Below are 12,438 nucleotides of genomic sequence, written 5' to 3' on the forward strand. Positions count from 1 at the left end.
GAAACGCTACCTCCTGCTGCAGTCTATTTGCGTGAGCGTCGAACGGTTGCGAGGGGGAAATCGGGATTGCCATGGGCGTTAGTCGCGGCTCTGTGCTGGTGAGGGCGTGAGCGTGCGGTCAACCCGCCGCACGAGTGAAGCTAAACATCTCGACATGCCGCTCTATCGAGCCGCAGACTGATCGCTAAATCATGATCTCGCCGCCTGTGACGGGAACGACGGCACCCGTCATGTAGCTGCCAAGGTCGGAGGCGAGCAGCACGTAAGCCCCCGCCAACTCCGCCGGCTGCCCGGCCCGTCCAATCAACGTGTTTTGACCGAACTTTGCCGCTTTTTCCGACGGCATTGTCGAAGGGATCAACGGTGTCCAGATCGGGCCGGGCGCGACAGCGTTTACCCGGATGCCTTTTTCGGCCACCATTCCCGCAAGCCCGGCGGTGAAATTCGAGATCGCGCCCTTCGTCGACGCATAGGCCAGCAGCTGAGGCGAGGGTTGGCGCGATTGGATAGACGTCGTATTGATGATCGCGCTACCCGATCGCATGTATGGAATGGCAGCTTTTGAGAGGAAGAAAGGCGCGTAGATGTTCGTGCGGAACGTCCGATCCCACTCTTCGACAGAAATGTCACCGATGTCGGCGTATGTTCGCTGAAACGCTGCATTGTTAACGAGGATATCGATGCCGCCGAGCTCGCGCACCGTTCGCTGGATCACCTCGTTGCAGTGGGTCTCCGTTGTCAGGTCTCCCGGAATGAGAACGGCCTTACGGCCGGCTTCTCGTACCCACTTTGCTGTGTCCTCGGCATCGCCATCTTCGTTAAGATAAGCAATCGCCACATTCGCGCCTTCGCGAGCGAATGCGATCGCAACAGCTTTGCCAATACCGGAGTCGCCACCTGTCACCAAGGCAACCTTTCCTTCGAGCAGGCCGTTGCCGCGGTAGGACTGCTCGCCGTGATCGGGAGTGGGTTGCATTTGACCCGTATAGCCGGGCGGCTCTTGCTGCTGCTCGGGGTAGGGCGGGATTGGATATCTGTCATAGGTCATGGAAGCCTCCTGGATTGGTCATGACCTTAACAAGCACGCGCGGTAACGGTTCCTTGAACACGGCCCACTGCGGCGGGTAAAGTTTGGCAGGGGCTCAATACCCCTGCCAAGGAGAACGCTGCTCAAGTGCCATGCCTTTGAGAACCACGTTGCTATATTGTCGAGAAGCATTACCAATGCGTGGACCGACCCTGAAGGAGCTGCAATGTCGAAGACCAGACTATTCTCACCCGTCAGTGTCGGTTCTCTCGAGCTTCGCAATCGCATCGTGATTGCACCGATGTGCCAGTACTCCGCAGTCGAGGGCGAGATGACTGACTGGCATCAAATCCATTTGGGCAACCTCGCACTCTCGGGGGCGGGCATTCTGACTATCGAGGCGACAGCGGTCTCGCCGGAGGGAAGGATTTCATACGGCGACGTCGGCCTCTACTCGGACGCTTGCCAGGCAGCCATGGCCCGCGTGCTAACCAGCGTGCGCAGGTGGTCCGACATCCCGATCGCCATCCAGCTTGGTCATGCCGGGCGCAAGGCTTCGACTGAAAAGCCCTGGCTAGGAGGCCATCAGATCAGCTCGGGCAGCAATAACGGCTGGAAGACCGTCGCGCCGAGCGATATCCCGTTCAAGGACGAGTACGATCACCCGAAAAGCCTCGACAAAGAGGGGCTCTCGCGTGTCAGAAACGCGTTCGTCGACGCCACGCTAAGAGCTGCTGCTTTGGGTATCGACGCCGTACAGCTACATGGTGCGCACGGCTACCTTCTCCATCAATTCCTGTCGCCTTTGTCCAACAGGCGTAGCGATGAGTATGGCGGTTCTCTCGAAAATCGCATGCGGTTCCCGCTCGAAGTATTTGATGCGGTCAGGGAGGCGTTCCCTCACCAAAAACCCGTGACAATGCGAGTGTCGGCGACCGACTGGGCCGAAGGTGGCTGGGACACCGATCAGACGATCGTGTTTGCAAAGGCGCTCGAGGCGAGAGGTTGTTCGGCGATCCACGTTTCTACAGGCGGGCTGGCATCACATCAGCAGATCGCTCCCGGCCCCAACTATCAGGTGCCGTTCGCCCGCGCTGTCAAGCAGGCCATCGACATTCCCGTCATCGCCGTCGGTTTGATCACGGAGTTCGAGCAAGCGGAGGGAATTCTGACGACCGGTGACGCTGACCTTGTCGCTCTCGCGCGGGCAATTCTTTATGATCCACGTTGGCCATGGCATGCCGCGGCCCATTTCGGGGAGACCGTGCGAGCTCCCGATCAATATCTCAGGAGCCAACCAAGACAGTATCGGGACCTATTTGGTTCACCTGTCAGGTGATGTGTTGGCATAAATACGATCCAGGCAGCCTAAGCGGGACTCGAGAAATCTGACAAAAGAAACCCCGCCGCAGGCCGCAGCGGGGTCGAAGGAGGTCATCTCAAGCAATTCGACGGTATCATCGTCGTCGCTTACGGTAACCCATTATTTAGAAATTGCTCATGTAATCCAGGGCCAGCAATCGCCGAATATAACGCCTCGTGAGCGGCCAACCAGGGCCTCATCGCTGAAGACCGCGCGCATCGCGGCCGTCCCGAACATATGAACAGCAGAGAGTCGGAAACCGTGCTTGACATATTTAGTCCTCCACTATTGTCCGAACAAAACGTTTTGTACGAACAAGGTCAGGTCGACTTGTCTGCTCCCCCTGCGCCGCCTATAACATCCAGTAAAGATGGAGATTTTCGGCGAATGAAGGCAAGCAAGCGTTATGCGGAGATCGCTCAACAGCTGTCTCTCGACATCGCAAATGGCGTCTATCCGTTGGGGTCGACCCTACCCAGCGAGCCCGTCTTGGCCGAAGCATTGGGCGTCAGCCGCTCGACGGTCCGCGCCGCGCTTGGCGAATTGCAGAAACTCGGCATGGTGTCACGGCGACCGAGCCTCGGCACGCGCATCGAGGCATCTGAGCCGTTGACATCGGGTGAACGCTTTTCGCAGACCTTCAGCTCGATCGAGGCCATCGTTCAATATGCTGCCATTACGCTGCGGGACGGCCTGACGTTTGAGCAGATTGTGCTGGATGATAGTCTCGCGACCCGCCTGCAGACCAATCCCGGTTCGAAGTGGCTAAAGATCTCCTACCGCCGCGTCGACAAGCTTGTGAACACCGCACCGCCCATCTGCTGGACCGACGTGTACGTCGACAGGCGATATGCAAGTTTCGTGTCGGACCGCATGGCGCTGCACGTGGGAGCGGTCTCAGAACTGGTCGAGGAGGCGGCGGGCCGGCCTATCTCGCAGGTGGAGCAAGCACTTCGCGGCGTCGGCGTTCCGGCCCAATATGCCGAAGCGTTGAAGGCGCCAGTCGACGGCCACGCGCTGGAAATCACCCGCCGCTATTTCCTGGGAACCAGCGAACTCGTGCTCGCTTCAATCAGCATCCATCCGGGCGACCGCTTCACCTATGTTTCGAGGCTAATGCGGCATCCGTAACCGCAACGCACCGGATCTGCGTTCATCATGGCTGGAGCGCGTTCTCTCCGGTCGACTATGGGTTCGCTGGAGTGTTATCGCTAGCGTGCCGGATGATCGTTTATAATCAGTCTCGTGACACGTCGAACACTGCCTCGATCTCAACCGGAATATCGCTCGGCAGCGATCCCGCGCCCATCGCTATGCGAGTATGTGTAGCCTGAGCTCTCCGCGAAATTGGAGCAAGAGCTTAAACAGTTGATGCCAGAGATTTGGGGAGCTGATCTGAGCAATCTGAAGATAGTCGGCGATGATGCCGGCCGGCAATATGCGTTGTATCGGAGAGGTTGCTATTCAATTCATGTCGGAAAAGTTGGCACTTCGCTGGCGAGATCGTTAGCGATGTCCCTCCCCAGCTCGAAGCGCGCCTTTCAGGGCACTGGCTGAAGGCGACAACGGGCATACATAGCGAGAAGAGTATGCACAGGAGGGAAAATAAGAGAAGTTGAAGTCAAGCAGCAACGTGCCGTCCGGCGGGACATTTCCCAGATCCGAGCTCTTGTCTGGGTCAAGTCGCTCGTATTTTGACAAGCCATGCCTGATCAGCAGCACATCGACCGGCAGTCCGGCGGCCTTGCGGGTGATATTCCAAAGCGCTTGGTCGATCGCGGTAATTGCCGCAAGCCCGAGCGCATCGCGCCTGCGTGTCAAGACGCAACGCAGGATCATGTTGCGGCGCCTGACCTAGGCTCTCTTCCGCATCATGAACATCAGGAATGGCGCACCGATCATCGCGGAAACCAGTCCGGCCGGGATTTGATAGGGCGATACGAGCGAGCGTCCCAGGAAATCGGCAGCCACCATGAGTGCGCCGCCGATCAGGGCTGCGCCGATCATCTGCGGCAATGCACGCGTCAGGCCCGCCTCCCGTGCCAGATGCGGCCCCATCAATCCTACGAATGACAGGGGTCCGACAGTGAGCGTTGCCGCGCCCGTCATCAGGCCCGCCAATGCGAAGAGAACAAGTCTTGATCGCGCCAATGATATGCCGACGGCTGATGTTGGTGACGGCCCGAGTGGGAGGATATCGAGCCAGCGTCGGGTAAAGAACGCGATGGTCATCAACACGATACCGATGCCTATTTCCGCGAGGGCCGTCGGCCCGTCGACGAGATAGGTCGAGCCGCTCATCCATCGCATGAGAAGTGCGGCTCTTGGATCGCCGGTGGAGCTCAAGACGCCGACGACTGCATCGACCATCGCGCTCAGCGCGATCCCGGCAAGCAGGACGCGCTCGGGAGAAAAGCCGGATCGGCGCGAGCTCAAGAAAATGACGGCAAGCACACCGATCGCGCCGGCGACCGCGAAGGTAAACTGGCCAAACAGGCCCGGCGCGACGGCAAACAGTCCGATCGCAACGCCGAATGTCGATCCAGCGCTGATGCCGAGAACCTCGGGGCTCGACATTTCGTTGCCGGTGAGCCGTTGGAGGATCGAACCTGCGACCGCGAGCATCGCGCCTGAGGCCAAAGCCGCAAAAACCTTTGGCGCTCGGATGGCGAGGATGTCCGATGACGTATCGCCGGAAAGAATTGAAAGGCTGCCATCAATACCGCGTCCCACGATCATGCTCACGCCAACGGCCAGAAGCAGTCCAACCGCGACAAAGGCGATCGATGTCGCTGCGCTGGTACGCCGGGGTCTGTTCCAGACGGCGGACTGCTGGATCCGGTGGCGGATTTTCAGCCGGGGTAAAAGCGCCAACAGCAGGGGGGATCCGAATATCGCGGTGACCGCGCCCGTCGGTAGGAAGTCCCCAAGCCCACCCGCAACCAGCTGGAGCACAGCGTCGGCACAGAAAAGAAGGCTGCCGCCGATCAGTGGAGACCAGAAGATCAACTGTCCGGGACGCCGCGCGCCCGACAGTCGCGAGAGCGTCGGCGCGACCAGACCAATAAAGCTGATCACACCTATGGCACTGGTGACGAAGGCGGAAAGGGCCACGGCGCAGCCGATGGCGATGACACGAAGCCGGCCCACCCGGACGCCGAGGGAGACTGAACTGTTGTCGCCGAGATCTAGCAGGGACAATGGCCTCACGATCAAGGCGCAAATAACCGTCACCACCGCCATCTTCCAGAACAAGGACAACGGTATGACCCAGCTCTGCTGAGAAAGTGACCCGCTTCCCCAAATGAAGAGGCTCGCAAGGTAGCGCTGATTGAGATAGGTCAGGATGGCCGAGAGGCCGCCGCACCATAGACTAAGCACCAGCCCTGACAGCACGAGGGAATAGGGCGAAAACCCACGCCGCGCGCCAAGGGTGAGAACAATCGCTGCGGCGGCCGCGCTCCCAGCCAAGGCGACGAGATCGCGATTGGTTCCAAGCAGTCCCGGGATGAAGAGCGACGCTACCACCAAGGTGAGGTTGGCGCCCGCAGATACGCCAAGCGTTGTCGGATCTGCGAGAGGATTTCGCAACACCTGCTGGAACAGCGCACCCGCCAAGGCAAGTGCCGCGCCCGCGAGGATCGCTGTCGCAAGACGGGGTAGGGTCGAGTAATAGAGCACCAGCCGTGTCGCATCGTAGCTTGCCTCGGAAGGCGCCCTCAGGGAAGGGGTGACGAGCAACAGGGATGCGGAGCCTCCAACGATGAGAAAAATGATGACCACGAGTGCCGGCCCGACAACGTCTCGACGGGAAATCTTCATGCGTCGCGCTCCAGGAGATCAGTCAGAAGACCAGCAAATCGGATGGCTTCATTCACCATCCCGAACATCAGGGCCGCGGGAAGGATCGATAGGTGTCCGGGACGAGCAAATGGAAGCCGGTTCCATAGAGGGCTTTCCGCAAGTTTGGGAAGGACGTCTGGCGGGACGGGATCGAAGGCCACGAGCCGGGCATCCGGGTCGGTTATCTTGGCGAGATCTTCGATGCCAATGGTTTCGAACCCCCAATAGTTCGATTCCCTCGTCCATGCGTTCCTGACGCCCAGCCGCTCGAACACACCATGAAACAGTCCGGGGTTTGAATAGACGCGGACGTGACGCGCGTCCATGAAGTTCACCAAGGCGATCGGCGGGATGTTTTTCCCTGCCAGTCGCTCGCGGCAACGATCAAGGAACGCCTCTGAACGCGCCAGGAATGCCTCACCTTCCTTCTCCCGTCCAATTTCCACCGAAAGCTTGCGCGTCCCCGATATCGCCGACTGAAGAGCAGGTCCACTATCAGGCGTGAATATCTCCAGGCGCACGATCCTTCCATAAGGCTTCAGCCTGGGCAGCAATTCGTCGAGGTAGGGCGTCGTCAAGATGATATCGGGTTTCAGTTGGAGCAGGATCTCGAAATTCACCTCGAAGGAGCTGCCGATATCGACGACGGAACCCGGCATTGCAGGCTCGACCACCCACCGACCCCAGTCCGCGAGATCGGAAATGCCGACCGGCGGTAGGCCGAGTGACAGAAGCGTCGATGACAGGCCATAGTCAAGACTGACGATTCTTTGGTCCGGCGCTTGAGCGAATACCGGCGTGGACGTGGCTGCCATCGCAGCCGCATATTGCAGGAAGGTCCTTCGCGAGATGGGCATCAAACCACCGGGCCTAGCAGGCATAGGCAAGTGGGTGGTTCAAATTGGGCGCGGCGATAACGTTCATGTCGATCCCATAAATGTCATGTAGCGTCTCGGGCACGAGTATGTCGGCCGGCGTGCCGCTGGCAACCACGTGACCGTGGTTCAGAGCATGGATCCGATCACAGAAGCGCGCTGCCATGTTGATATCGTGAAGGACGATCACCACGCTTCGCCCGCCTTCATGTGCCAGACGCCGGACGAGCGAAAGAACCTCGATCTGGTGGGCGATGTCGAGTGCCGCGGTGGGTTCGTCGAGGAGCAGACAGCGAGCATCCTGAGCGACCAGCATCGCGATCCAGGCGCGTTGCCGTTCGCCACCGGACAGGGTGCCGACGAGGCGTTCGGCAAGCATCCCTAGGTGTGTTGCTGCAAGGGCGGCATCGACCTTGCTCTTGTCGATTTCGGAAAAACGACCGAGGGCGCCATGCCATGGATAACGCCCGCAACCGACAAGCTCGCGAACTGTCATCTCAAGACCCGTGCTCAGATCCTGCGGCAAATAAGCGACCGCTCGCGCAAAGTCGCGGTCGCCATAGTGATCCAGTGCCTGGCCGCTACAGGTAACAGTTCCTGAGGTGGGCGACTGTTGGCGCCCAAGAATCTTCAAGAGGCTGGATTTGCCTGATCCATTGTGCCCGACCAGAGCCACGACTTCGCCTGCGGGGAATTCAAGGCTGACGTTGGACAGGATGATGTTGTCCTGGATGGAGAGCCCAACGCCTCTGACGTCGAACGCCGCTACCATTTGGGTGACCGCTTGCGCGGGTTCTAGCGAGGTCAAGGTGTTTCCCCTTTTCACTGACTATCGGGCCGACGGTTGATTGTCGTCCGCACGGCCGCTCTCAAACGCGATACCAACGGCTCGATTGACAGCTGGTCCGAGCACGGACATGTGCGTCTGTCCCGCGAAGAGCTCGAACCGCGTCTGAATACCCGTGGCGGGATCATGCAGCCGATCCGCCATTTCCCGTGCGAGCGCGACCGTGCGTTCGGTCTTGCGTTTTTCCGCGCGGGATGCAGCGTCGTCGTTGCGATACTGGAAGGGGGCGAGCTCATCGCCTTCGTACTCGCCGGCCGACAAATGAAGGAAGACGGGTGGGCCAACGATGGGCTGCCGCGCGGCCTCGTTGTTCAGGATTTCGCTTGCCTCCCAATAGATCGTTGGACTTGCGGCAATCCAGTTGGTGAAAAGGCTCGGCCGTTCGAAAAGGGTATAAAGCGTGAAAAGCCCGCCGAACGAATGGCCGAACAGCGACCTGCGCGTTCGATCGATGCGCGTGATCGCGTCGAGCCGCGGTAAGAGGCGGTGCTCGATGAAGTCGACGAGTCGCCCGGTCCCGCCAATACGGACCGGCGGTCCTCCCTCGAAATAGGGCGGATAGGATTTGATCGGTGGAGGGCCAAGATCCCAAGCCCGCCGGAAGGCATCATAAGGTTCCTCGCAGGGGTAGCCGATCGCGGCCACAACCCCCCAGTTGACGTTGGTTCCGGTTGGATAAGGGGCTTGCGTCACCAAACTGGCGAAAGCGAAGGGGAATGTCGCATTGCCGTCGGTCGTGACCAAAAGAGGCCAGCCGCCGAAGGGCGGCTCGCCTTTTGGTATGAACAGGAAGATGCGGTATGGGTCGCCACCGTCGGTTGGCTCAAGGTCGAAATGAAATGTTCCGGGCAAGGCGTAGGCTTGATCAGTCATATTCATTCCGATTATCGCTTGGTCGATCGACAAGTGGTTGCAATGCTCGTTACCACTTGAATTTCAGCGATCCCATGACCGTACGACCCTGGCCGGTGTAGCAGTAGCCGTCGGTGCAGACCTGCTCGCGACGATCGGCGAGGTTTGTGGCGCTTACCGACAGCGACAGTCCTTTGAGTTCCGGAGAGCTCACGCCGAAGTCATAGGAAACGACTGCATCCAGATAGCCGACGCCTGCGTTCTTGGCCGTGTTGGAGTCGCTCGTAAAGGAGTCGCTCATCGCGCGAATGCCGCCCCCAATGCTCAGCCCAGGTATGGCGGAGGTCTCCGGCATCGCGTAGTTCACCCACAACGAAGCAACGTGGCGCGGCACCGTCGAAGGGGCATTGCCGATCAAGGTCGCATCGTTATTGCCGGTGATCTCCGCATGGGAGTAGGTGTAGGCGGCAATGAGGCTGATGCCATTGTCGAACTGGGTGCGGCCCTCAAGTTCGAAACCCGTATAGGTGTTTTCTCCTGAATTCTCGGAAAACAGGAAGCTCGAAGCGTATTGGGGCTTGTTCGTCTCGATCAGGCGATAGACGGCGCCGCTCAGTGAGTAGTTCTCGCCTTCTGGCTGGTACTTCACGCCAACCTCGATCTGCCGCCCTTTGGTGGGGTCCAGAACCGAGCCATCTTCCGACAGAGCTGTCGATGGTACGAACGACGTTCCGTAGCTGACATAAGGTGCGATACCATTGTCGAACAGGTAGAGTAGTCCCACCTGGCCGGAAAGAACGCCATCGTCCTTCTCATCCGTCGAGCCGCCGGCGCCCTTTACAGTGGATTCCTGATGCGCCCAGTCATAGCGAAGGCCCGCCACGGCGCGCCAACTGCCGAGTTCCATCTGATCTTGTGCATAAATGCCGGTTTGGGTGAGGCTGCTTCCCGTGAACGAGGTAAGCGCGGGGACTGGCACGATTGAGCCGGGTGTATTCGCCGCGACGCTACCGCTACCCATGGCGAAGTCGGACGAAACCCATGTGTAGTCGAGGCCGCCGAGCAGCGTGTGAGAGACGTCACCGGTATCGAATTCGGCTTCCAGCTGGTTGTCGATCTGATAGCTGCGTAAGTCCTCCGTCACGGCGGTCGTCGGCCAGCCGCCGTCTGTGTTGACCAGGATGCGGTTGAGGTAATGGGCCTTCAGATCCACATCGCCCGCGCGGGCATTCTGGCGGAAGGTCAGGCCGTTCTCGAACTCATGCTCCAGCTGGTACCCTAGCTGATATTGCTCGACCTTCTGGCTGTTGAAGTCCGGATCGGTGTAGAGGAAGACGTCGTTGTCCCGCAGGTAGCTCCAGGCGCTTGCACCTGTCTCGCTCTTTTGCGCCAGTCCATGAACGGTGAAGGTTGTGTCTTCGCTCGGCTTCCAGGTCGCGGATGGCTGCAGCAGATAGCGGTCATCATCAATGTCGTAGCTTCCTTCCCCCGCGCGGGCCAAACCGACCAGACGGTAATCTATTTCGTCGTTGATCGGTCCTCCAAAATCGAAGGCTGCCTGCTTACGGCCGAAGGTGCCGTATTGCAGCTCAATCTCGTGATGTGCTTCATCCAGCGGCAGCTTTGAGATGCGATTGACGATACCGGCGGCGCTCGCCGCGCCGTACATCACAGACACCGGGCCCTTCAGGACTTCAATGCGATCGAGCGTGTAAACTTCCGTCATGAACGAACCGTAGTTCATGATCGGTTGGCGCAGGCCATCGCGGAAGTCGCCGGTGGTGGTGGTCTCGATACCCCGAATATAGATCTGATCGAATCGCGGATCATAACCGAAGGCACCGGTTGTGACGCCCGATGCGTAACGGGCCGCCTGGATCATATCGGTGACCGCACGCTCATCCATTTCCGCGCGCGTGACAACGGAGACGGAGCGTGGCGTCTCGACAAGCGGCGTATCCGTCTTCGTGGCCGATATCGTGCGCTTGGCCACGACCGTGGCATTGTCCTCTTTAATTGACCGAGGATTCGAACCGTTGCCGGTGACGGTGATTTTCTCAAGCTCGGTGCTGCTGCCGTCCTGAGCGAAGGCTGGCCCCACGTTCAGGGCGACGGCAGTCACCACTCCCACGAGCATGGTGGAATTGAGGAGGCCGCGATGCGTGCGAGTTCGTTTGAAAGAAAATGCCATTGCGCGACCCTTCTCGGCAAGCAGAGGCGCCGGCAAATAGCCGACGCAAGACTAAAATTCTCAAGGCGGCAATTTGCGCCGCCGAAAGGCACGTCGCCTTTCCGGCGCATCAATAAAAACATTACTAAACGAGTCAAGATATCGCTGGAGCGTTTATCGCCCTTCCTCGATCTTTTTGCTCGATTTTCACAAGCTATTCGCGGGAGGCCCGAAGCAGTCGACCAAATATTAGACCTGCGGCGAGACGCTGGAGGAGCATGCTCGTGAATGAGCGGAAGGGGATCCAAAATCGACGACCGCGAAAGCCGCGCGGCATTTCCGTATCTCGGCCCGAAACCTTCGGCAAAATCGTTTGCGTAAAGAGGGGAGGGACTGAAAACGAGCGGCTACTTGAAGCCCTCTTCAAGTTGGCACCAGATGGCGAGTAGCGGTTGAGAGGTGCACCGTATCGCGAATGCCTGCCCTGCCTCGACCACGAAAACCGATCCTGCGTCAGCCCTCAACCAAGCTTCACCATCGATGCATATTTCCGAGGGGCTTAGAAGCAGGAAAGCCTTGGAGCGGGCCTGCACGTTATCGGGAAACCGCGTATACGGCTCCATCAGGATCAAACAAATCCGGATGTCTGGTCGAGTTTCAATGCCCGACGGACCGATCAAAATGCTGTGCGCGTGCGCTTTCGAGAAGTTCACGCTCGCAAACGGACCGGAGCGACCGCTTCGCCAGGCAATATATGGGCTCAGCTGAGCGAGTTCAGTGGCCAGGCCTTGGTGGGGAAAGCCGGATGATTGACGAGCGTGGCGCAATGCCGTTTCGAAGGATTGCTTGCGCGACGCCGTTTCCTCGAGATTGAAAATCCCCGTTCGTTCCGTTCGCTGAAGCACCTTTCCCGCGATGAAGCTTGCCGTTGGACAGGCGTTGGAGGAGAGCATTGCCGAGGCAAAGGCATTCAAAAAGCCTTGCAAGGCATCGGGGCGACGCGCTGCGCCGCGCACGACGAGCCTTGCCACCACACCGTCCTTCTCCGTTACAAGAAGGTCCGCGGAGTGGTCGGGTTTCTTACTCATGCGCAAAGATCCACATTTTACCATACGTCAAGGCTGCCCCGGCGGCGACTGGTTGGCGCAAACGGCTATCTTGCCGTCATCCAGAGCAATGAAATTGACACCGCCATTTTCCAGCGCGAACTTCAATTGTGCCGCCGTCGCACGGTGGACATCGTGGCGCCCACCTTCGTAATCGCGAACCGTGCTTCGCGACACACCCGCACGTGCCGACAGCTCGAGCTGTGTCCAGTCCAGAAGACCGCGTGCCGCTCGACAGAGAGCCGGTGACAAAATCCTATGGTCGTAAGCTTGACCCATGTTCGACTATCGCCCATATTGGTTGACATAGATCATATAGGTTAATTTGAGAAAGATTTCTAGGTGGGCACCTAAG

At 59.0% G+C, this 12,438-nt stretch carries 11 protein-coding genes; 2 read left to right on the forward strand and 9 right to left on the reverse strand.

From position 1 onward, the window contains the following. Nucleotides 1-184: 184 nt before the first annotated feature. Complete coding sequence (locus ACVTFQ_RS26825; protein ID WP_313760817.1) at nucleotides 185-1,048, reverse strand: SDR family oxidoreductase; 864 nt, start codon at nucleotides 1,046-1,048, stop codon at nucleotides 185-187. Between the two features lie 205 nt (nucleotides 1,049-1,253). Here ACVTFQ_RS26825 and ACVTFQ_RS26830 point away from each other — a divergent pair, with 205 nt between their 5' ends. Both ACVTFQ_RS26830 and ACVTFQ_RS26835 read left to right on the forward strand, forming a co-directional pair. Then, entirely contained in the window at nucleotides 1,254-2,366 is a 1,113-nt protein-coding gene (locus ACVTFQ_RS26830; protein WP_112949513.1) for an NADH:flavin oxidoreductase/NADH oxidase, read from the forward strand. A 411-nt stretch (nucleotides 2,367-2,777) separates the two neighbouring features. Continuing rightward, entirely contained in the window at nucleotides 2,778-3,521 is a 744-nt protein-coding gene (locus tag ACVTFQ_RS26835; RefSeq protein ID WP_470424254.1) for a GntR family transcriptional regulator, read from the forward strand. Between the two features lie 375 nt (nucleotides 3,522-3,896). Here ACVTFQ_RS26835 and ACVTFQ_RS26840 read toward each other — a convergent pair whose 3' ends face one another. The 8 genes from ACVTFQ_RS26840 to ACVTFQ_RS26875 all read right to left on the reverse strand — a co-directional run bounded on the left by ACVTFQ_RS26840 (nucleotide 3,897) and on the right by ACVTFQ_RS26875 (nucleotide 12,362). After that, a complete protein-coding gene (locus ACVTFQ_RS26840; protein ID WP_112949515.1) occupies nucleotides 3,897-4,229 on the reverse strand; it encodes a DUF1684 domain-containing protein in 333 nt (110 codons plus the stop codon). A gap of 15 nt (nucleotides 4,230-4,244) precedes the next feature. Then, nucleotides 4,245-6,212, reverse strand: coding sequence for a Fe(3+)-hydroxamate ABC transporter permease FhuB (gene fhuB, locus ACVTFQ_RS26845; protein WP_470424255.1), 1,968 nt, complete (start codon nucleotides 6,210-6,212; stop codon nucleotides 4,245-4,247). After that, on the reverse strand, nucleotides 6,209-7,090 hold the full coding sequence (locus ACVTFQ_RS26850) for an iron-siderophore ABC transporter substrate-binding protein (protein ID WP_470424256.1): 882 nt from the start codon (nucleotides 7,088-7,090) through the stop codon (nucleotides 6,209-6,211). The genes fhuB and ACVTFQ_RS26850 overlap by 4 nt, the downstream gene beginning before the upstream one ends. Before the next feature lie 13 nt (nucleotides 7,091-7,103). After that, on the reverse strand, nucleotides 7,104-7,880 hold the full coding sequence (locus ACVTFQ_RS26855) for an ABC transporter ATP-binding protein (RefSeq protein WP_470424611.1): 777 nt from the start codon (nucleotides 7,878-7,880) through the stop codon (nucleotides 7,104-7,106). Nucleotides 7,881-7,937: 57 nt separating this feature from the next. Next, entirely contained in the window at nucleotides 7,938-8,828 is an 891-nt protein-coding gene (locus ACVTFQ_RS26860) for an alpha/beta hydrolase (RefSeq protein ID WP_470424612.1), read from the reverse strand. 49 nt (nucleotides 8,829-8,877) lie between these two features. Continuing rightward, nucleotides 8,878-10,998 (reverse strand): TonB-dependent siderophore receptor, encoded by a 2,121-nt coding sequence (locus tag ACVTFQ_RS26865; RefSeq protein ID WP_470424257.1) that lies wholly within the window; start codon nucleotides 10,996-10,998, stop codon nucleotides 8,878-8,880. 386 nt (nucleotides 10,999-11,384) lie between these two features. Further along, nucleotides 11,385-12,065 carry a dimethylsulfonioproprionate lyase family protein gene (locus tag ACVTFQ_RS26870; protein ID WP_470424258.1) on the reverse strand — a complete coding sequence of 227 codons (681 nt, stop codon included), beginning with the start codon at nucleotides 12,063-12,065 and terminating at the stop codon, nucleotides 11,385-11,387. A gap of 27 nt (nucleotides 12,066-12,092) precedes the next feature. Beyond that, nucleotides 12,093-12,362: a helix-turn-helix domain-containing protein gene (locus ACVTFQ_RS26875; RefSeq protein ID WP_470424259.1), complete on the reverse strand. Its 270-nt coding sequence runs from the start codon at nucleotides 12,360-12,362 to the stop codon at nucleotides 12,093-12,095. Between the last annotated feature and the right edge of the window lie 76 nt (nucleotides 12,363-12,438).

The sequence above is a fragment of the Rhizobium sp. O111 genome (assembly GCF_055616315.1).

Coding starts and splice junctions, on each gene's coding strand:
- ACVTFQ_RS26825 (WP_313760817.1), bottom strand. CDS start 1,048: ATGACCTATGACAGATATCCAATCCCGCCCTACCCCGAGCAGCAGCAA.
- ACVTFQ_RS26830 (WP_112949513.1), top strand. CDS start 1,254: ATGTCGAAGACCAGACTATTCTCACCCGTCAGTGTCGGTTCTCTCGAG.
- ACVTFQ_RS26835 (WP_470424254.1), top strand. CDS start 2,778: ATGAAGGCAAGCAAGCGTTATGCGGAGATCGCTCAACAGCTGTCTCTC.
- ACVTFQ_RS26840 (WP_112949515.1), bottom strand. CDS start 4,229: ATGATCCTGCGTTGCGTCTTGACACGCAGGCGCGATGCGCTCGGGCTT.
- fhuB (WP_470424255.1), bottom strand. CDS start 6,212: ATGAAGATTTCCCGTCGAGACGTTGTCGGGCCGGCACTCGTGGTCATC.
- ACVTFQ_RS26850 (WP_470424256.1), bottom strand. CDS start 7,090: ATGCCCATCTCGCGAAGGACCTTCCTGCAATATGCGGCTGCGATGGCA.
- ACVTFQ_RS26855 (WP_470424611.1), bottom strand. CDS start 7,880: ATGGTAGCGGCGTTCGACGTCAGAGGCGTTGGGCTCTCCATCCAGGAC.
- ACVTFQ_RS26860 (WP_470424612.1), bottom strand. CDS start 8,828: ATGACTGATCAAGCCTACGCCTTGCCCGGAACATTTCATTTCGACCTT.
- ACVTFQ_RS26865 (WP_470424257.1), bottom strand. CDS start 10,998: ATGGCATTTTCTTTCAAACGAACTCGCACGCATCGCGGCCTCCTCAAT.
- ACVTFQ_RS26870 (WP_470424258.1), bottom strand. CDS start 12,065: ATGAGTAAGAAACCCGACCACTCCGCGGACCTTCTTGTAACGGAGAAG.
- ACVTFQ_RS26875 (WP_470424259.1), bottom strand. CDS start 12,362: ATGGGTCAAGCTTACGACCATAGGATTTTGTCACCGGCTCTCTGTCGA.